This is a genomic window from Candidatus Chlorohelix allophototropha (assembly GCF_030389965.1).
GTDB lineage: Bacteria > Chloroflexota > Chloroflexia > Chloroheliales > Chloroheliaceae > Chlorohelix > Chlorohelix allophototropha.
Genome location: NZ_CP128399.1, coordinates 2,156,448 through 2,175,751 on the forward strand (window position 1 = coordinate 2,156,448; position 19,304 = coordinate 2,175,751).

Here is a 19,304-nt window from a genome sequence, read left to right on the forward strand (position 1 = left end):
CGCGAGACCTACGGTCACGGAACCCCCATAGTAGTCCGGGCTGAGGAAAACTCAGTACATGGCGAAGGGGCAGCCTTTGAAAGAAGGCCAGAGTTGACCCTTTGACAAAGGTCAGCAGGGTAGGTGTCGGCGAGTTGAGTATAGAAAGGGGCGCGTGATGCGTGAAGCCCGTAATATCCTCGAACTCATCCAAAAGCGCGGTACTCAAAACTTACCACTAGAAAGAGTGTATCGCCTTCTCTACAATCCTAATCTCTACCTAATGGCTTACGGTAAGATATATCGGAACAAAGGAGCCATGACGGCAGGAGCGGATAAAGAAACCGCTGATGGGATGAGCCTGACTAAAATTGAAGCTATCATCGAGAAATTACGTCAGGAGAAATACCATTGGAAACCAGCCAAACGAGTTTACATTCCACGCAAAGATGGCAAACAGAGACCGCTCGGTCTACAATCTTGGTCGGATAAACTGTTACAAGAAGTAATTCGCCTCATTCTTGAAGCTTACTATGAGCAAAGTTTCAGCAACTTCTCACATGGATTTCGACCAAAACGAGGTTGTCATACCGCTTTACAACAAATCTATCATAATTGGGTTGGCACAGTTTGGTTTATAGAAGGAGATATCTCAAAATGCTTCGAGAGTCTGTCTCATGAAAAGATTGAGGCCAGGCTCAGAGAGGATATTAAAGATGAGAGGTTTGTTCGGCTCATCAGCCAATTGCTAAAAGCAGGCTACCTGGAAAATTGGCGATGGAATGCCACCTATAGCGGAGCACCGCAGGGTTCAATTCTTAGCCCCCTTTTGTCGAACCTACTTTTAGACCAACTGGACAAATGGGTCGAAACTACACTTATTCCAGAATACACCAGGGGCGAACGAAGAAGACTTAATCCACAATACGAGAAGATCAAGCACAGTGCCTATTACCAAACTTCCAAAGGGCGAACGGAAATAGGACGCGAACTATGGAAACAGGTTCAAAAACTGCCTTCGCAAGACCCTGATGATCCAAACTACCGACGTTTAAGATACATTCGGTATTGCGACGACTTTCTATTAGGTTTTATTGGCTCTAAGGCGGAAGCAGAAGAGATTAAGCGAAAAATCGGAGAGTTTTTAAGCCAGAAATTGGAATTAAAATTATCCGAGGCTAAAACGTTGATCACGCATGCCAAAACCCAAAAAGCCAACTTTCTCAATTACGAGATACACACAATCCACGAAAACAGTCGGCGCGATACAACTGGTCGTCGTTGTGTCAATGGAAACATTGGCCTCAGAGTGCCAAAGGAGGTTGTGAAAAGTAAATGCCAGCGTTACAAACAACACAGCCGCAAAGTTTTACAAAGAACGGAACTAATTAACGATAGCGTTTTCACCATCATAAATCTGTATCGTTATGAGTTTCGAGGGTTAGTCGAATACTACCGACTAGCCTACAACCTCCACACGTTTACCCGATTAGATGGGGTAATGGAAACTTCCTTAACCAAAACAATAGCGGCAAAACTCAAATTGTCGGTACCTAAAATCTACCAGAAATACCAGACAGAATATGAGTTAGAAGGAAAACGTTACAAAGTCTTGGAAGAAACCATTGAAAGACCAGGGAAGAAACCGTTGGTAGCACGCTGGGGCGATATTTCACTGAAGTGGGATATTAAAGCCTCGATTGAAGACGAGAAGAAAGTTTTCAACTGGCCACCTCGAACGGAATTGGTCAAACGACTTTTAGCGGACAAATGTGAAAATTGTGGAGCCAGCGGAAAAGCTGAGCGAATACAAGTCCATCACATTAGAGCGTTAAAAGAGCTTGAGCGATACCCTGGGCGAGAGAAGCCAGGCTGGGTCAAAGTAATGGCGGCAAGAAAGCGCAAAACTTTAGTTTTATGTGAAAGTTGCCATCAAGATGTAACCTATGGACGACCATTTCGACGAGTACCGAAGTCCGCGACAGGCTAGACCGATGCTGGAAAGCGGTGTGCATTGAAAGATGCCCGCACCGTTTGGGAGAAGGCCGTTGGAAAAGTGCTTTTCTTTGGAAGAGTAACTCGCTGGCGGCCCATCTCACGTGAATCTGGGAGACCATCTCAAAACTATGTTTGAGCGTAAAAGTGCTTGTTTACTCCCCAGGCAAGTTAAGACGGAGCAACTGGAATGTAGCCGGGTAGAACAAGTTGAAAACCAAGAATTTGAGCCTGTAATTCTTTCAGAGAACGAACAAAGAAGGAAGGTAGGGCTAAAACTTGAGACTGCTTTAACCACCCTAGAAAATGAAGATAAGGAAATTTCTGCTGAAGAAACGCCACTAACCATACCAATTAGTCGCAAAGATTATTTATTTGAACATATTAAGGCACTATGTGAGGAGGGCTTAACCCAACGCAGAATTGCCAGGGAATTAAGAATTAGCAGGCAAACTGTAAAGAAATATTTGATAGCCGAACAAGTACCACGTTACACTCCCCGTGCCTCCGGGCCAAGTATATTGGATTTGTACAAACCTTATATTGCACTGAGATAGGCAGAAGGAGTTTACAAAGGGGTACAACTTTTCCTTGAGATTAAAGAGCGTGGTTACACCGGGTCGTGGGCACTTATGGCTCAATATCTGGCAAAATACCGATTGAATCATCCTCCGCCAAAACCACTGAAAACTGGTCGTGGAAGACCACCTGGAGCAAGTAGTGCAGAAGGTAAGGCGCTCCCTAAGCTAAAACCACAACCACTGCTAAGTGCCAGAAAAGCCAGTTTTGTAATGTTGAAGAATACAGAGGATTTAACCGAAAAGCAGCAGGAGTTGTTGATCCATCTACGAACCTTTGATAGTGAAATAGAGACAGCTTACCAACTCAGTCAGGAATTTGTGAAAATGCTGCGAGGGCGGCAAGGTCAGAATTTAGAAGAGTGGCTGAAAAAGGTGGAACAGCAGGTGGGGCTGGCACAATTACAGGAATTGGGAAGTTTTGCGAATGGGATAAGGCAAGACCAGGCAGCAGTGAAAGCTGGTCTAACCTTGGAGTTCAGCCAAGGTCAGGTAGAGGGTCAGGTTAATCGATTGAAAACGATTAAGAAAACAATGTTCGGTCGCGCTAGATTCACGTTGCTAAGGGCGAGGGTATTACGCCCTACTGCGGCTTAACTAATCTGGGTTATCGCCCATATTTTCACGCAAAGTGCGCCAGAACCCTTTTTCCCTTGACAAAAACATGTCTAGGGCAAACTGGGTTAACACAGCGAAAACGGCGTACCGCAAGTAACAGACGAACTGCTTTATCAGTGACAGGCAAATCTTTAGGTCTACGAGTGTAATAACTGTGAACTCGGTTCGACAGGGTCTGACAAATGGGACAAGCGGCTTCCCTGGAAGTTGCATTAGCTGAAATCAATAATTTGGAATCATTCTGGTAAAAGCGGTTAAAGCTAAAGCCAGCTAAATTAAATGGAATAGTTATCAAGATTTCCACCGTTCTTCTAGACTTTGGGTTAAGTAATATTGGTCTATTCCATGTACGATTCACGGTTTCGTTACTTTTAGCACTAGAGTTGCGGCTGAACCGAATTTTCTAACCCATTATAAAATGCATGCCGCGCCACAGGTGAAAAAATCCGCCGAATCTTTATTGCACTGTGTTAAGGGGACAAATTCCCCAAGATATAACTTTTGACAACCGTGATTGTCATAAGTTACATGGAAATGTGGTATAATTAACTCCATTACAGAGGGAGAATCGCCTTATAAGGAGGCGTGGAACCTCTACCTATTAGATAGTGGATATTGCGATACAGTTAACTTGCTGGATTGAGCAACCGAAAGAAGTGCCCTAATATGCCAGAGCCTCAAGAGATAAATTCCGAGACCATCATTCTGCCTGCCGATTCCATGGAGTTGGTCACAGTAGAACTGCCCCCGTCGCTGCCCCTCGACCAGAACCCCGCTGCCATCTACCTCGCCTCCCTCCGTCCAGTTGGTCGGCGTGGCATGCGACGTGCTCTGGCTGCCATTGTTGAGACCATCAAGGGGGAACCCTCCGACCCACTCGACTTCCCCTGGCACTCTCTCCGTTTCCAGCACACCCAAGCCTTGCGCGCCAAACTGGCCGAACGCTACCGTCCCGCCACCGTCAACCACATGCTCTCCGCTTTACGGGGGGTACTCTCCCAAGCCGAGAATCTGGGGCTTATCTCCGCCGATGATTTCCGCCGCACCACCAAGCTTAAAGGCATCAGAGGCGAGAGCCTACCCAAAGGCAGGGCGCTGATTCCCAACGAAGTGACCCTCCTCTTACGGGTCTGCCAGAAAGATAAAAGTCCCAAGGGGGCAAGAGACTTGGCGCTGGTGGCGGTGCTGTACGGCGCAGGTCTCAGACGCAGCGAGGTGGTCAAGCTGGACTTGAAGGATTTTGATACCAAAGACAATTCCTTGAAAGTTCGCTCCGGGAAGGGGGGCAAGGATCGGATCACCTATCTAGGGCAGGGTTCGGGTACGGTGCTGGCAGCGTGGGTTAAAGTCAGAGGGGAAGAGAGCGGACCACTGTTCTTGCCGGTGAACAAAGTGGGAAAGCTGCAGAAGCGGCGTTTGAGCGACCAGGCGGTGCTATGGATCTTGTCGCAGCGGGGCAAGGAGGCGGGGCTGGAACATTTTAGCCCGCACGATATGCGGCGCACCTTCATTTCGGATCTGTTGGATGCGGGAGCGGATATTGCCACCGTGCAGAAGTTGGCGGGACATGCCAGCGTCACCACCACCGCCCGCTATGACCGGCGGGGAGAGGTTGCCAAGCAGAAGGCCGCCGAGTTGATCAAGCTGCCCTTCGACCAGGAGTAAAGTAAGGGATTGCCTTTCTTTGAGCGAATGTGTCCCCAATAGCAGGGGGTGAAGCCAGTAACAAGGCAACGCGATAGGCTGAAATGGGTTTACTAAAGAGGAGCGTAAGCAAGTAACCCCCGTTATGAGCGCTAAAGTAATAATCAGGGTTCCAACCCACTTGCGAAATTCTTCAAAATACAATGGAATAAAATGATACAATACTCAATACCTTGTACTCAGCAATCTGGGAATTGAGTCAGTCTATTCCGTTGCTGATAAAGTGGGTTCAGTTCCTGGTAAAGTGGCAACTAAAGAAACCGAAACCCTTATTTTGATTGAATTTGCCCTTCAATTCCGATAGTCTTCGGCAAATGAATGAGTTGATAGGTTCTATTTTTTGAGTGTTATCAACTCGCTCGGAAGACTACCAGAAATTCTATATATTCTTATATCTAACTTTTTTACTATTGGAGCAAACCATGCTGGTGCGTGCAATCCAGGTTAATAAATATTTCGGTGGCAATCTAGTTTTTGATAACCTGGACTTTGAAATTAAAAGGGGCGATAAAATTGCCTTGATCGGTGAAAACGGCAGCGGAAAATCCACGCTGTTTAAAATCCTGGCTGGCAAACAGCCGCCCGATTCTGGGACGGTGGTTATTCCACGAGGTACCTCGATTGATTATTTAGAACAAGAACCGCAGGCTAATCCGGATGATACCGTACTGGATATGGTAATGAGCGCAGACCCAAAAATTGTCAGTCTCCATAAGCAACTCCAGGAATTGGAAGCCCACATGGGTGACCCTGCGGTTACCGCTGACCCAGCCCAGTTCCAGAATATTTTGGACAAGTACGGCCTAATCCAGGAGCAGTTCGACCGGAGCGGGGGTTACAATTACGAGGCCAAAATTAAGTCGGTTCTTAAAGGTATCGGCTTTTCCGAGGAACAACTCAGCCAACCGGCTACCAAACTGAGCGGTGGTGAGAAAAAGTTAATCGGCTTAGCCCAGTTGCTGGTAAAGGAACCGGACTTACTTTTACTGGACGAACCGGATAATCATCTGGATATCAAAGCTAAAGACTGGCTAGAACAATATATTATGTCCCACGATGGCGCAGTAGCCACCATTTCCCACGACCGCTATTTTTTAGACCGTTTTATCAACCATATTTTCGAGCTGGAAGATGGCAAGATTTACGAGTACCACTGTAACTATTCGGGTTTCCGAGAGGCCAAACAACGCCGGTTGGAAAAAGAAGCCCAGCTTTACGAAATGCAAAAACGCGAGCTAAAGGAGTTGGAAAAAACCGCCCGTCGGTTGAAATTATGGGCTTCTTTGAACCTGAAGTTTGCAGGTCGGGCTCAGAGCAAAAAGCGGCAGCTCAATGCCCGCAAAGCCGAACTGGAAAATACCCCCAAGCCGACCCTCAACCGGAACACGGTCGAGCTTGAATTCGGGCAAGAGGAACGCAGCGGCAAAATAGCCTTGCGGCTGAAAGCAGTAGCAATGACCTACGGCACCCGCCAACTATACGCCCCTTTTGACCTTTCAATCCACTATGGTGAAAGAATTGGCCTGGTTGGGCCAAATGGCAGCGGAAAAACTGCTCTTTTCAAATTGATCCTTGGCGAAGAAATACCAACCACCGGCACCGTCCAACTGGGCGCTCGGGTAAAAGTGGGCTACTATTCACAAGAACAAGAAACACTCGACCTTCGTCAGACCCCGGTAGATTACGTTCGCTCGATCCAACCCATGATTGATGAAAAAGCAGTAGCCCTGCTTAAGGGCCGTCTGCTACTCGATTATGACGAATGTTTTACCCCCATCGGCAATTTGAGCGGCGGTCAGAAAAGCCGTCTGCAACTGGTCGGGTTGGGTCTGAAGGGTATCAACTTTCTGCTTTTGGATGAGCCTACTAACAACCTGGATATTCCTTCAATGATCGTGTTGGAAGATGCCTTGATAGATTTCGAGGGTACTATCCTGGTAATTTCGCATGACCGATATTTCCTTGACCAGGTGGTGGATAAAATTGTAGCTATCGAAAACGGACAGATCAAAGAGTACCTTGGCAACTTCACCGATTTCTACGAACGTACCGCCGGGAAGATCGACCTGGGTACTCTGAACATGCCCAAACGCAAAAGCTAAGTTTCAAGCTGGGGTATTAAATATCTAAGCTCGACTTATATAATAGTTTTAGGTAGTAACAGTTAGGTACAAAGAAGCCATCGTAGTTTGTCAAGCCACCTGAGCAACCAATGGTAACTCTTTGGCCACAAACTTAGCACCGATCCAGACTTTTTTCGGGTCGAAGGTGCTGTCGTTCTTTAACAAAGAGTAAGCTGTGATTAACATCTTACGCATAACCGCCATCAATGCACTGCGCCCATTCATGCCACGCTTCCTTAATTCGCGGTAATAGTCCCCAAAGGCAGATACTTTAAGACGCAAACTGACTAATGCCGCCATGTATAACAGGCGCCGCAACCGACCACTGCCACGCTTGGAAAGTTTCACCTTGCCTTTCCATTTTCCGCTTTCCTTCACGGTTAAATCTAGCCCAGCGTAGGCCACCACCTGATTACAATTGGTAAAACGTCCAACTTCGCCTAGCTCTGCCCGTAACCCTGCGATGGTTTTTGGTCCAAATTCGGGGATTTCAGCCAACTTCTTGGCTGCTTCATCTTTTTGCAGTAGTTGAGCAATTTCACTTTCTAAAATCTCAAGGTTAGCCTGGGTATGTAGCAATTGGTCGCACAAAATCACTAAGCCCTGGGCACGGGCATTACTGGCAAGCCCACTACTGGCAGATTTTTTACTCAATGTAAGTAGCCGTTCAGCGGTTTTCAAACCATAATGACCGTTACTTAATTCAATGAGTTTAGCACTTAGAATTCCTATAGGAACTTCTGCAATTGCTTGACGGCTAGGATATAGCTTTAATAAGGACAGGGCAGTGGGGCGGCAGGGGTCAGCAAAGACCTGAGTATATTCTGGAAATATAACAAAAAGTAAGGCGTGAATTTCATTTCGATAGCGACCAATTTCATCGGCTAGGTTGGAATGAAGCCGAACTAATTCGCGATAGGTCGCCACCAAATCACCTGGCACATAAGCTGGTCGAGCCTCATCGCTTAGGACTACCCTGGCAATCGTTCCAGCATCCAAGGCATCAGTTTTAGCCCGTAAACCACGACGTTGTGCGAACTGATGGGTTTGGACCGGATGTAAAAGAATTAAATTATAACCCAATCTGGCTAGATAGTGATACAAGTTTTCCCAGTAACGTCCAGTCGCTTCCAAGCCGATGGTGATTTGAGCTGGTATTACCCCTAAACTTTCGAGCTTAGTCAGCACAAAAGCATAACCTTGCGCGTCATTAGTAAATTCGAGAGGCTTGATGACTACTGTTTTGTCAGGGCGAAGTACACTTATACTACACTTCTCACAACCTACATCAATACCCACGGCAAACAGCCGACCTATTGAGGCTTGCTTTGGGGTTTCAGATGGAGGAGTAATCATTTTTTGCACCTTAGTCCAGCTAAAAGGGCTGCTACACAATACACTATTGAACTTACGGGACACCCAACCATTCAGCGCGTGCGTAAGCTTATCGCGGATAGCCAGTCGCATAACTGCGCTGTAACAAGCCTAATTGCCGCTACTAGCGCTAATGGTCGGGGAACAGTCTTTGCAAGTCGGTCTTCTCCACTGCTATCCAGTTATGAAGCCGTAAGTCGAGACCTCGGTTCTCCCGTTACCATCAGTCTATTAGCTTTTGAGTACTTTGCTGTAGTCTAAGCTTTTCTTTGTTCAAAACTATTATATAAGCTTGAGCTAAATGTCCCTTTTTAGCCTTAACCACCAACCAACCCAAAGGTAAAGCCCGCCCCTGATATACTACACTGATTACTAAGCCCATTCCACCAGCACCAACCTGACTGCCATCTATCACCAGTACCAGTGGACAATGACACAGGCTACTCAGCAATTGTTTGGCGAAAGGAGCATACACCACTTTTTGGTTAAAGTTATCATTTTTGAGCAATCGGCGCATTCGGATGATGCGGCTTTCCCGTTTAGTTTTATCTGGCACTTTGGCGGCGATATTAGGCAACGCACTATGCCGACTACCTACAATCCCACTGATCACCATCGCTAGAATTGTTAAATATTGTAATTCGCGCCCCTGCGCTTGTGGGTGGAGTTGCAACAATTGCTGTTTTATGGCACGATGTCGGCGAAGGTTGTCACTCATTTTGGTATCCTTTTGCTTTCTACTTTGGTCGGTAAGAAAACTACAGTTTACCACTCTGCCTCAACCTTCTCCTCCTTTTCCTCTCCTTTATATCTGTACGGTAGCAAAAAGATTAAAGACCAAATTTGATGCCGCTGCTCAAAAAACTCTAGTTTCTAGGGGTTGGTTAGTCTCGAGGAGGATGCCAACCCGTCTTTACCCATATACGCCTCGAACGCACCAGGTAATAGCGGTTTAGGTTCAGGGCTACTATAGTGGCTCTTCCGGTACTGGTTAACCCAATAATCCTATCGCCTTCAGGCGTCCAACGAAAATGTTCATTCCAAACTTGTTTGCGGGGGTTGAACAGCGCTACTTCTTCGTCTGTTAAAGGGTCACGGGCGGTTGTACGGTCATTTTTCGCGTTATTACAGGCTGAACAGGCTAGCCATAGATTTTCTTCGTTGGTTTCTCCCTGTTGTGCTCTTGGAACCAAATGATCTAATTCCATTTCCATTCCCACAACTTCTTCTTGGGTTAGGCAATAACCGCAACGATATTTAGCTTGCGCTGTCACCCGTTTTCTGAGAGCTTTCGGAATATATGTGCCGCTCACGCGATTTTCTTATTTGTCAGCTTTGTCAGCTTCGAAATATCGTAACCTCGCTCAATCAGAATATCCATTGCTTCGGAGCGGAGCACAATAACCTTTTCATAATCATTGATCAGGTCAGTCAATTCCTTTTCTTCAGCAACTGTCAACGAGTTATTACGGCGTTTATCATGCAGCTTTTCCATCCTACCTATTTGCTTTGCTGAGAGATGAGTACGAGCTGCCTGCCATACTGTTTTGTCATCTAATAATTGCAAAGCTGCTACTGTATTTGCCAAATCTGCTGGTAATTTCTCATCTTCCGGGATGATGGTGGCCGCAATCTCAACCAACTCGTCTTCAACGCTTCGTCGGGTTTGTTCTGCCCGTTCTTTAAGGCGCTGGTAGACCGGTTCCGGCAAGTTTACAGTTATCTCCTGGCTCATAATCTCGTTACCTTCTACGCTTTTAGGCAAGAATTTCTAATTTTTGAATCTTATCTACCCAGAATGAAAGAAATATACAAAATCACTTGATATCAAGCTGATTATACTTCAGAATGAGCTGGATAACCATAATTCTTACAATTGTGCTTTCAAAAACAGCGATGATTGTGGGAACAAATGAGGCTAACTGATTTCTGCAATCACTGATTGCAGTTTTTCAGAACCCATCTTTGGAGGCATTGTTCACAGTTTGGTTGATTTTAGAAGGTAACAAAGGGAACAACTTATGGGAAGGCTTGTTAGAGAAGCTTGAAAACATTTTTTCTATGCCAGTGCAGCGCTTCGAGGTCTGGCAATCTCTCTTCAATGTCAGGTTTGAAAATCGGTCTATCGCGTACCATCAGAAAAACACCCGGAGCATTACCGCTTAAATTAAGTTGCTCAGATGCTAGCACCAGGTAATTATTAGAAATTCCCGTCACCCCATCATCAAAAGCCCAGTGGCATAAATGACAAAGGGCAATTCCATTAGTAATACTATCGTTTTTACTGATACTCCAAGGAACAATATGCGCTGCTGCTACTGCGGTATGCCCTTCCGCTGTAATCACCCTTAAGCCACAAATAGCGCAACGATGATTGTAGGCTTTCACTACCGCTTTTCTGAAAGCCTGATCTCGCACCTGTTTTACATATTCTACCGAACCGTCTGCCACTTCCTTAATATTTAAGTTTTGAGCAGGCTTTTTAAGTAAATTCTCACTATACTCGAAAGCAGCTTTATTCACCTGGCTCAATTCTATGAGTTTATGCTGAATGCTCTCTGAAAAATACTTTTGGACCAAAAGATTTCTAAAAGCATCGCGGACTTCTTTAATAACTAACAAGCTGAATAGTGCATCGTCAAATTTTGCCCCGATCAACACTTTTTTCAATCGGGATGCGCTGGGTTTATCACCAGACAGATTTTCAAAACCCGGCTTCGGTAGAAGATGCCAGAAACCCTCGCCTGTCAGGTGATAAAAAGGCATTCCAATATTGCCTATCTTTTCCGGCGATAACACTTTTGAGCAATATAGAGTAAAAAGCTCTCCCAGTTCCTGGCTAAGCTCGATTAGATTTGTTCTTATGAACCCTTGTTCGAGGAGGTCTAAAATTGACAATAAAAGGATAGGTTTGTATGGGGCAGCATACAGAGTCTCCGCAGGCCATTGGCTGCGATCCTTACTCTGGCGCAAAGTTCCAAACATCTTCAAATAATTTTCAAAAGGTTCGCTACTCAAACTAATTCCTGATTTACTTCAAAATGCTTGAATCCTGAAATGAAATCTTCTATCCAAGATCTGTAGGGATAAAGTGACAATTTTTCCTTATAATATACTATGTAGTAGGCTGGACGTGAAGGTATCAAAAAACCGCGGAAGCGAAGTATCGTCAAAGTACGCTTCCGTACATAACAAAAGACCACTATATAGTGGTCTTTGTTTGGGCTTATCACAATATATTGTGGTATATATTGTGAAAAATTTTACGGAAGCGACGGGATTTGAACCCGCGATCTCATCCTTGACAGGGATGCATGTTAGGCCGCTACACCACGCCTCCACACTTAGATGATATTACCAGAAATGTACCATGTTGTCAAATAGGTTTTGAGCCTAGGTAATACCCTAACACTTCTTTTAGCTAGCAACGTCAAACTTGGACTTGAATTTAGCTACCAAACGAGATTTGCGACGAGCAGCCTGATTCTTATGAATAATGCCCTTTTGAGCTGCTTTATCCAATTTACTTATAGCAATTCGAACGCTTTCCAGGCTAGATTCCTGGTTTCCATTTTCAACGGAAATATTAGCGTTTTTCACATAGGTTTTAAGAGAGCTACGCACCGGACCGTTACGTAGGGTCTTGCGCTCATCCTGGCGGATTTGTTTAATTGATGCTTTCAGGTTAGCCAAAGCTTCCAGTTCCTCCTGCCCCATTCTATAAAGGGGTTCTAAAAATTCGCACTTCAGACTGATGGAGAAGTATTATATCAGAAAGATTAGTGCCTTGCAAACCGGCCAGGGCGTTTCAGAGAATAACAAAACAAGCAAAAGTTTCGATTCGCTAAAATGGTAGTGACCAAACAAACCAAAATAACGAAAGGAAGCAAGATGGATTTTAACAAATTTTTGGATGGGATAAAGTTAAGCGCCACTAAAAAGATTGAACCGAAATCGATGTGCGCTGCTCTGGAAAAAGTGACGGATAAACGAGGTGAAAAATGGTTTATCGCCAATTTATGTGGTAACTTGCTTTGCTTGCTGCTCAGATCTGATTCTCAAGCTCGCTTTATAGAAGTCATTGTATTCGTACCACACTGCTTGATGCTGCTATGAAAATCCGTTTCCGCCCTAACCAAATAGAGAATGCGGTCAGAAAATGATCAAGCTAATTTGGGTTCAGGGTTTTTAAGATTAACCTGATAACCCAGCCGCTCTAACTGTGTACTGTTTACCCGTAGCAACACCCTCTACTACTCTTCGAGACTTCGTAGCCCCCCTCAAATCCGGTGGAAAAGAGTTATATACTGAAAGTAACTTGTACCTTCGCTTGCTCGCTGTCCAGTGTAGGTGAAAGGATTAAAACAATGCAAGATGAAATGCACTGGCAAGCTGACCGGGTCCAACTTCGGTATCTGCAGCAACAACATCCCGATTGGTCTCGCCCTACTCTCGCCCAAACGCTCCACCGCTCCCTCTCCTGGGTCAAAAAGTGGCGCAAGCGTTTGCGTCTGGCTCCTCCCACCGACCATGCGGTGCTGCGCAGCTTTTCCACTGCCCCTACCCCACCCGATCCTTGTCTGGTAGAGCGTATTCTTTCCATCCGCGATAAACCTCCCGAAAACCTCCACCGTACCCCAGGTCCAAAAGCAATTGTCTATTACCTCCAGCGTGACGAGGGATTGCGACAGCAGGGGCTCAAACCCCCTACTTCCCTTGCTTTTATCTGGAAAGTGCTACACCAGTTCCAGCGTATCTTCAAACCATCTCCTAAAAAGCCCCACCAACCCAAGGTCAGACCAGCCCCTTTATCCCATTGGGAAGTGGATTACAAGGATGCTTCCACCGTAACTATCGGTCCTGAAGGTAAGAAACAGCATCTGGTAGAAGTTCCCACACTATACATTATCTGTAGGGGAGTAATGGAGTGTGTATCAAGTAAACGAAGTAGCCTAACTGACATTTTTGGTACTTTGTAGAAGAATTATCTAGAGCGGTTCTACAAAGTAAACCATCTATACAACGTGAGGCTACTTAACTATGAAAGTACAACGTTTAAGCCTGTCCGGGCCTGACCACCAAGTGGCGGGTGTAAGCTGGCTGCTTCTGGATGACAATTTTCTACCAGTCATTCCAGTGCAAGAATTTCTGTCATACCTGCATAACCTGGAGCGCTCTCCCAATACTATTCGATCCTATGCCCATCACCTCAAACTTTACTGGCAATATCTGACCGAATCCCAGCTGGACTGGAGTAAAGTCGGTTTAGATGAGTTGGCCGCCTTCGTTGCTTGGTTGCGCAACCCCTTGCCGGGCATTATTTCTCTTCAGCCGCGCCTGGCTAAGCGAAGTGAGTCAACTATCAATACCATAGTAGCGGTAGTCTCCGCTTTCTATGACTATCAGCAACGGCGAGGTTTTGCGACGGATTTGGCACTTTATCGTTCACAATCGTTTCCCCAACGCCGTTACAAAGATTTTCTCTACCATATTTCCAAATCCAAACCAGTGACCACCAGGCTCATCAAACTCAAGGTTCCTAAAAGGCTGCCTAAAACTCTGACTAATGCACAAGTTCAGCAATTGCTAGAGGCCTGCCACAATCTGCGGGATCGCTATCTGGTCAGCCTGCTTTACCAGACGGGAATGCGGGTGGGACAGGCTCTCGGTCTGCGACATTCAGATATTCACTCCTGGGATAACCTTATTCGGATCGTGACACGTCAAAATAACCTTAATCAGGCGCGGGCTAAAACCCTCCAGCCCTATTCCATCCACGTCTCACCTGAGCTTATGTCGCTTTATACCCGCTATTTGCTGGATGAATTTGGCGATACTGACAGCGACTATGTTTTCGTCAATTTGTGGGAAGGGGCAATAGGGCAACCCCTGCACTATGAGAGTGTAATCGATTTGTTTCACCGCTTAAGTAAGCAAACCGGTTTGGCAGTCCATCCCCATATGCTCAGGCATACGCATGCTACTGAGCTTTTCCAAAATGGCTGGGATGCAGCCCTTGTCCAAAAACGCCTGGGGCATGCTCAGGTACAAACCACCCTCAATACCTATGTTCATCTGACTGAAGCTGACTTAAAGAAAGCCTATCAGATCTATCTGGAAAGGAGAGCCCCACGTGACGAATAATCTGGAAACAGCCGGGGTAAGTACCCAGCAACAGCATTTAGCCGAGCAACCTCAAGGCTGGTGGGCACAGGACAGGTGGAAAATGGCAACTTGTCCCTTATTTGCTGGCAAGCCTGAGTTCTTAGCTGACAACCGCATAATTGAGTTTAGCTGCAAGTCTCCATTTCTCAATATTGAGCTAAAGTACGGTTGCTGGTATAAACTTGAGAGAGGGGATTGGAACATCCAAACCTGGTCTGGACCAGCCTTGGTAGCCAGCCTGAGCGACTGGCTGAATTCCACAGCACCCAAAGCAACTTCATTGATGATCTATAACCTGGATAAATGGCTTTTTTCCTTGAGAACTTACCTTGTCAGCATGGGTCGCGCCTATAGCCATCAGAGTGCCTATCTGGATAGCTCACAAAAGACCCGGTTCAGTCACTCCAATTCTCAACTTGTTTCAGCCTTTCGCCAAATTTATCTGGTAATTCAAGAAGCTTATGACGACCGTCCCGAATATGAGCGAGAAATCTGGGATTTGCGGCGATTAGGGGTAACACTCAACCCCGCTATTTCCAATTACAAGCTTAATTTCACTAAAATATCCCAACCCTGGTTAGTGCAAGCGGCTAAGCATTTTATGCGCTATAGCCTAGCCAGTTGTACCGCTGGTACCTGTAAAAGTCGGCTGATAGCGCTAACAATCTTTTCTAGTTTTCTAAAGGAGCAATATCCTTTACTAGAATCGGTCGATTTAAACCGAAGTGTGATAGAAGCTTACTTGAGTTACCTGAACAAAAGCGGCATGATGGCTTCCACCTGGTTCCATCACCTGGTTCACTTGCGAATTTTCCTAGAATTATGCAGTCGTGAAGATTGGGCTAAAGTCCCTGGCAAACGTTTAATTTACAATGAAGATTTTCCGCACCTGCCCAAGTTACAACCACGCTTCATTCCGGCTGATGTAATGGAGCAACTTAACTGTCACTTGAATACTTTCCCAGAACCTCTCCGACAGATGGTTTTTATGTTACGAGAGTGCGGGATGCGGCTGAGTGAAATGTTAACCCTCTCTCTGGATTGCCTATTGCAAGATGCCAGCGGCGATTGGTTTCTGTGTTATTACCAGCATAAGATGAAAAAGGAGCATACTATTCCGTTTTCTCAGGAAGTCGCCGCTGTTATTCAACAGCAACAAGCTACTGTCAAAAGCAAGTGGGGCAATACTATCGCTATCCTATTTCCGGGTCCTAAAGGACAGCCCTTCAAACAAAGGGGGTTCTTTAATGCTTTGAACCGGGCTTGCTGCGCCAGGGATATTCGTGATAGTAGTGGGCGGCTTTACCGTTTCCACGCGCACCAATTTCGGCATACCCTGGCTACCCAAATGATCAATAATGGAGTACCACAGCATATTGTGCAACGTTTTCTGGGACATGAGTCACCCGAGATGACAATGCGCTATGCTCATATTCACGACCAAACCCTTAAAGAAGCATATATTCGTTTTCGAAGTCAGGTTATTGACATTACAGGGCAGGTAGTAACAGCGACGCAGGTCAATTCAGGTGAAATGCAATGGTTCAAGAAAAACATCCTGGCTCAAACACTACCCAATGGCGATTGTGCTCTGCCGGTAGTTGCCGGACCGTGCCCACACGCTAATGCTTGCCTGACTTGTACTCATTTTCGCACGGATGCCAGTTTTCTGGAACGTCATAAAGTTCAAAGGCGAGAAACCGAGTGTTTGTTGCTGATCGCTCGTAATAACAATTGGCAACGCCAGGTCGAGATGAATGAGCGGGTCAAGGAAAATCTGGAGCGGATAATTGAGGCGTTGGAAAAAGAGGAGAAAAAAGATGCATAAACGCAACGTGGAAGGTCTCCGGCTGCAGGCACAAGCCCGGCATCAAGCTGCTTTGCAACGCGCCGAACAAGGAATTGCTAGGTTGTTACGAGAGGAACAACCCGTAAATTTTATGTCAGTAAGTAAAGTAGCAGCGGTTTCTACTGCCTGGCTCTACCGGCAAACTGCCATACGAGAACGGATAGAATATTTAAGGAACCAATGCAAAACGGATAATATGCAGCCAGAGAAGCTGGGCGTTAAGACAGGTGCTTCAGAAGATTCGAGGAAGGCTATACTGGTTACCTTGCGTCAGCACATTAAACAGCTTGAGGCAGAAAACCGAGAACTCAAACGACAAATTGAAGTAGCTTACGGACAGATCTATAAGCAGCCCAGTCCTAAACAATAACGCCGAAGGAGTGAAACAGCCCTCTAACAACTCTCCATACCTAACGTACTGCACGGCTGTTTCACGGATGTAGGCGGGTTCGAGGTCGCAACCTCGAACCTATGTATTTAAAAACTTCTACGTTGAAAGTATAGCTACGAAGTATTCATCCCTTTGTTAAGCCCAGAGCCTCTACTCCCCTACAGATAATGTATAGTGTGGGAACTTCGATATTGGTGGAGGCAGTGGCGCGTTCCGACTACAACGCCGAGAGTGCCCTCTTGACGATGAGTGAAGTGCTAAAACAACACGGTCTACCTTGAACAAATCACCTTTGACCGCGATCCTCGCTGGGTGGGTAGTCATAGCACCGTGATTTCCCTTCCGCCTTCGTCAAATACTGGACTTGTCTGGGCATCCTCGTCACGATTTGTCCACCCCATCGTCCTGATATGAATGGCTTTGTGGAGCGCTACAATGGCTCTTTTGGCAGGGAGTGTCTGGCAGCACTCCAGCCTCAAACCCTAGCACAAGTGCGAGAAGTAACGGCCCAGTACCGGCAACATTACAACTATGAGAGACCGCATCAAGGGCTGAGTTGTGGCAACAAGCCTCCACGAGTAGCCTTTGCTGAGTTGCCAGTCCTGAAAAGTCTGCCCTTGATAGTGAACCCAGATGGGTGGATAAAAAGCTGTCACGGCTTGAGATACCTACGCAAAGCCGATCATAAAGGGACAGTTCGAGTAGATAAACACCACTACTATGTAGGAAAAGAACTGGCGGGGAAGTATGTGCAGGCGGAAGTGGACGGCGTACAAGGACAATTGGTGTTTTGGAATGAACAGCGTGAAGTGAAACGGGTAGCAATCAAGGGCTTGATCGGACAAGAGTTAGGTTATGAGGAATTTCTGAAGTTACGGTTGAAGGAAGCAAAGAGTGAGCGGCGGCTAGCGGGAATGAGAACCAGAGCGAGGCAGGGCATCGCCTTCGATAGCTAGCCGGAATAGCTGAAAAGGGAGAAAGGCAGCACGCCAGCCGGAAAGCCGGAAGGTTAGAGGTGTACTTTTGCGGTCTGGAAGCGGAAGAGGAGTGGTATGTACGGTGGGGAGTGTAATTGAAGAAGGCAAAAGAAGTGGAAAACGAATTTCCAGACAAATACCAGGGGGAAATAGCCTGATGGGAAGGAGCTATTGCTCTCTCAGGGGGGCTACGAAGTGTCGAAGAATAGTAGAGGGTGTTGCTACGGGTAAACAGTACAGTTAGAGCGGCTGGGTTATCAGGTTAATCTTAAAAACCCTGAACCCAAATTAGCTTGATCATTTTCTGACTCCATTCTCTATTTGGTTAGGGGGGAAACGGATTTTCATAGCAGCAGCAGCAACCTGCGGAAGACTCTATTTTGTTGTCTTAATCTGGCACTCTACAAAGCCATGCAATAATCGACTGGGAATGTACCTTGAGAGATTTAGAATACCTAGTTACCCTGAGCAGGTATTTTAGGAAAATACATATATAGTTGACTAAAATAGATTTCAAAAGCTTTTGGAATTATTTTTCACTGAAAGTTAGGAATTCTGTAAAACCCATGAAAATGCCAAAATGAAGCTAATTTCCATTACAGTGAACCTAAATTCCCAACAAAATGAAACTAAATTCCAAAATTTACAGCGGGTAACCCTTTCCCTGCCTCCCCTCCCTGAGTAATTACGTAAATTTATTTGATCAGTGCTTTTATATTTCCATTGCTCACTCTTAGGTCTAGGTTAAGTACATTTCCACCTTTAGCATATTCAGCGTTTGTATAAATTGTTTGATTGCCTATACGGTTAAATCCTGGTGCGCTGAAATTACCGGTCGTGATTGTCGCAGTTACTTTAATGCCCAATCCGCTTGGCACAACAAAGGTAATATCACCATTGCCCACTCCGGCAACAGCGTAGTAAGTTGCATTTAGTCCTGTTGAGAAATCAAGCGTAATCTTACCACTACCTACCTTGATATTCATCGCGGGAGAGTTGGTATTAGCCAACCCTTTCATGCTGATAGAACCGGTTCCCACTTCAACCGAAAGCTGTTTTAGCGAGGTCTGTGGCTGTTCTAGGTTCAAATCCACACTACCATTTAGTACTTTCGCGTAAAAATTGCTTAGTTGTGCATTGCCGGTATTAGCAATTACACTCCCGTTGCCGATGGCTGCGCTGAAATCCAACCCTTCCTTACCACCGAATTGCAAATTCCAGCGGTTTACCAAGCCGTTGGAAGGCAACTTACTACCGCTAATATTTTGGTGGATTTTAAGGCTTGGTGAGCCAATTCCATCGGTTTGTGGCTTTAATTGGGGGATATTATAGTCAAGTTGCCCCATTAAGCCGGTATCACTGTTACCCTGCAATTGTATTTCGCCGCCTGCAATATCCAATGAAATAGCCTTTGAGTCATTGGATATTATGGATTCGGTCTGTAGCGTTCCGATAGAAAGTTCCTGTGTGGTATCGTCACCACATGCGACAAATATCCAGCTTGAAAACAAGACCAGTATTACTAAAAAACCTATTCTTTTGTTCACTGCC

General features: G+C 45.9%; 19 protein-coding genes and 1 tRNA gene. 11 read left to right on the forward strand and 9 right to left on the reverse strand.

Annotation, left to right across the window (positions count from 1 at the left end):
* The first annotated feature begins 157 nt into the window (after window positions 1–157).
* The 3 genes from OZ401_RS09530 to OZ401_RS09540 all read left to right on the forward strand — a co-directional run bounded on the left by OZ401_RS09530 (window position 158) and on the right by OZ401_RS09540 (window position 3,149).
* Complete coding sequence (locus OZ401_RS09530; protein ID WP_341467995.1) at window positions 158–1,969, forward strand: reverse transcriptase/maturase family protein; 1,812 nt, start codon at window positions 158–160, stop codon at window positions 1,967–1,969.
* Window positions 1,970–2,105: 136 nt separating this feature from the next.
* Window positions 2,106–2,531 (forward strand): helix-turn-helix domain-containing protein, encoded by a 426-nt coding sequence (locus tag OZ401_RS09535; protein ID WP_341467996.1) that lies wholly within the window; start codon window positions 2,106–2,108, stop codon window positions 2,529–2,531.
* Window positions 2,532–2,606: 75 nt separating this feature from the next.
* A complete protein-coding gene (locus OZ401_RS09540; protein WP_341467997.1) occupies window positions 2,607–3,149 on the forward strand; it encodes a transposase in 543 nt (180 codons plus the stop codon).
* 25 nt (window positions 3,150–3,174) lie between these two features.
* Here the strand turns inward: OZ401_RS09540 and OZ401_RS09545 are convergent, their stop codons facing one another.
* Window positions 3,175–3,528 carry a transposase family protein gene (locus OZ401_RS09545; RefSeq protein ID WP_425607601.1) on the reverse strand — a complete coding sequence of 118 codons (354 nt, stop codon included), beginning with the start codon at window positions 3,526–3,528 and terminating at the stop codon, window positions 3,175–3,177.
* A 308-nt stretch (window positions 3,529–3,836) separates the two neighbouring features.
* On the opposite strand from OZ401_RS09545, the gene OZ401_RS09550 reads away from it, so the two are divergent.
* Together OZ401_RS09550 and abc-f are read left to right on the forward strand one after the other, a co-directional pair.
* Entirely contained in the window at window positions 3,837–4,835 is a 999-nt protein-coding gene (locus tag OZ401_RS09550; RefSeq protein ID WP_341467998.1) for a tyrosine-type recombinase/integrase, read from the forward strand.
* Window positions 4,836–5,296: 461 nt separating this feature from the next.
* Window positions 5,297–6,976 carry a ribosomal protection-like ABC-F family protein gene (abc-f, locus tag OZ401_RS09555; RefSeq protein WP_341467999.1) on the forward strand — a complete coding sequence of 560 codons (1,680 nt, stop codon included), beginning with the start codon at window positions 5,297–5,299 and terminating at the stop codon, window positions 6,974–6,976.
* 90 nt (window positions 6,977–7,066) lie between these two features.
* Here the strand turns inward: abc-f and OZ401_RS09560 are convergent, their stop codons facing one another.
* The 7 genes from OZ401_RS09560 to rpsT all read right to left on the reverse strand — a co-directional run bounded on the left by OZ401_RS09560 (window position 7,067) and on the right by rpsT (window position 12,064).
* Window positions 7,067–8,464, reverse strand: a complete 1,398-nt coding sequence (locus OZ401_RS09560; protein WP_341468000.1) for an IS110 family RNA-guided transposase — start codon at window positions 8,462–8,464, stop codon at window positions 7,067–7,069.
* Between the two features lie 130 nt (window positions 8,465–8,594).
* Window positions 8,595–9,089: a hypothetical protein gene (locus tag OZ401_RS09565; RefSeq protein WP_341468001.1), complete on the reverse strand. Its 495-nt coding sequence runs from the start codon at window positions 9,087–9,089 to the stop codon at window positions 8,595–8,597.
* Window positions 9,090–9,255: 166 nt separating this feature from the next.
* Window positions 9,256–9,684 carry an HNH endonuclease gene (locus OZ401_RS09570; RefSeq protein WP_341468002.1) on the reverse strand — a complete coding sequence of 143 codons (429 nt, stop codon included), beginning with the start codon at window positions 9,682–9,684 and terminating at the stop codon, window positions 9,256–9,258.
* The gene (locus OZ401_RS09575) at window positions 9,681–10,106 is read right to left on the reverse strand and encodes a FitA-like ribbon-helix-helix domain-containing protein (protein WP_341468003.1); all 426 of its coding nucleotides are present in this window, start codon (window positions 10,104–10,106) and stop codon (window positions 9,681–9,683) included. Before OZ401_RS09575 ends, OZ401_RS09570 begins: the two co-directional genes overlap by 4 nt.
* A gap of 299 nt (window positions 10,107–10,405) precedes the next feature.
* Window positions 10,406–11,389, reverse strand: a complete 984-nt coding sequence (locus tag OZ401_RS09580) for an HNH endonuclease (RefSeq protein WP_341468004.1) — start codon at window positions 11,387–11,389, stop codon at window positions 10,406–10,408.
* Window positions 11,390–11,637: 248 nt separating this feature from the next.
* Window positions 11,638–11,711: transfer RNA gene (locus OZ401_RS09585), tRNA-Asp, on the reverse strand.
* Window positions 11,712–11,788: 77 nt separating this feature from the next.
* Window positions 11,789–12,064, reverse strand: a complete 276-nt coding sequence (gene rpsT, locus OZ401_RS09590; protein WP_341468005.1) for a 30S ribosomal protein S20 — start codon at window positions 12,062–12,064, stop codon at window positions 11,789–11,791.
* A gap of 198 nt (window positions 12,065–12,262) precedes the next feature.
* On the opposite strand from rpsT, the gene OZ401_RS09595 reads away from it, so the two are divergent.
* The 6 genes from OZ401_RS09595 (at window position 12,263) to OZ401_RS09620 (ending at window position 17,732) form a co-directional block, all read left to right on the forward strand.
* A complete protein-coding gene (locus OZ401_RS09595; RefSeq protein ID WP_341468006.1) occupies window positions 12,263–12,487 on the forward strand; it encodes a hypothetical protein in 225 nt (74 codons plus the stop codon).
* A gap of 251 nt (window positions 12,488–12,738) precedes the next feature.
* The gene (locus tag OZ401_RS09600) at window positions 12,739–13,350 is read left to right on the forward strand and encodes a COG3415 family protein (RefSeq protein ID WP_341468007.1); all 612 of its coding nucleotides are present in this window, start codon (window positions 12,739–12,741) and stop codon (window positions 13,348–13,350) included.
* 61 nt (window positions 13,351–13,411) lie between these two features.
* Entirely contained in the window at window positions 13,412–14,515 is a 1,104-nt protein-coding gene (locus tag OZ401_RS09605; protein WP_341468008.1) for a tyrosine-type recombinase/integrase, read from the forward strand.
* On the forward strand, window positions 14,505–16,364 hold the full coding sequence (locus tag OZ401_RS09610; RefSeq protein WP_341468009.1) for a tyrosine-type recombinase/integrase: 1,860 nt from the start codon (window positions 14,505–14,507) through the stop codon (window positions 16,362–16,364). Before OZ401_RS09605 ends, OZ401_RS09610 begins: the two co-directional genes overlap by 11 nt.
* Entirely contained in the window at window positions 16,357–16,755 is a 399-nt protein-coding gene (locus tag OZ401_RS09615; protein ID WP_341468010.1) for a DUF6262 family protein, read from the forward strand. Before OZ401_RS09610 ends, OZ401_RS09615 begins: the two co-directional genes overlap by 8 nt.
* Before the next feature lie 407 nt (window positions 16,756–17,162).
* Complete coding sequence (locus tag OZ401_RS09620; RefSeq protein WP_341469871.1) at window positions 17,163–17,732, forward strand: integrase core domain-containing protein; 570 nt, start codon at window positions 17,163–17,165, stop codon at window positions 17,730–17,732.
* A 716-nt stretch (window positions 17,733–18,448) separates the two neighbouring features.
* Here the strand turns inward: OZ401_RS09620 and OZ401_RS09625 are convergent.
* Window positions 18,449–19,300: a hypothetical protein gene (locus tag OZ401_RS09625; RefSeq protein ID WP_341468011.1), complete on the reverse strand. Its 852-nt coding sequence runs from the start codon at window positions 19,298–19,300 to the stop codon at window positions 18,449–18,451.
* Window positions 19,301–19,304: the final 4 nt, after the last annotated feature.

Excerpts from the sequence above, each read along its gene's own strand:
- OZ401_RS09530 (WP_341467995.1), top strand. The coding sequence starts at position 158 with ATGCGTGAAGCCCGTAATATCCTCGAACTCATCCAAAAGCGCGGTACT.
- OZ401_RS09535 (WP_341467996.1), top strand. The coding sequence starts at position 2,106 with ATGTTTGAGCGTAAAAGTGCTTGTTTACTCCCCAGGCAAGTTAAGACG.
- OZ401_RS09540 (WP_341467997.1), top strand. The coding sequence starts at position 2,607 with ATGGCTCAATATCTGGCAAAATACCGATTGAATCATCCTCCGCCAAAA.
- OZ401_RS09550 (WP_341467998.1), top strand. The coding sequence starts at position 3,837 with ATGCCAGAGCCTCAAGAGATAAATTCCGAGACCATCATTCTGCCTGCC.
- abc-f (WP_341467999.1), top strand. The coding sequence starts at position 5,297 with ATGCTGGTGCGTGCAATCCAGGTTAATAAATATTTCGGTGGCAATCTA.
- OZ401_RS09560 (WP_341468000.1), bottom strand. The coding sequence starts at position 8,464 with ATGCGACTGGCTATCCGCGATAAGCTTACGCACGCGCTGAATGGTTGG.
- OZ401_RS09565 (WP_341468001.1), bottom strand. The coding sequence starts at position 9,089 with ATGAGTGACAACCTTCGCCGACATCGTGCCATAAAACAGCAATTGTTG.
- OZ401_RS09575 (WP_341468003.1), bottom strand. The coding sequence starts at position 10,106 with ATGAGCCAGGAGATAACTGTAAACTTGCCGGAACCGGTCTACCAGCGC.
- OZ401_RS09595 (WP_341468006.1), top strand. The coding sequence starts at position 12,263 with ATGGATTTTAACAAATTTTTGGATGGGATAAAGTTAAGCGCCACTAAA.
- OZ401_RS09600 (WP_341468007.1), top strand. The coding sequence starts at position 12,739 with ATGCAAGATGAAATGCACTGGCAAGCTGACCGGGTCCAACTTCGGTAT.
- OZ401_RS09605 (WP_341468008.1), top strand. The coding sequence starts at position 13,412 with ATGAAAGTACAACGTTTAAGCCTGTCCGGGCCTGACCACCAAGTGGCG.
- OZ401_RS09615 (WP_341468010.1), top strand. The coding sequence starts at position 16,357 with ATGCATAAACGCAACGTGGAAGGTCTCCGGCTGCAGGCACAAGCCCGG.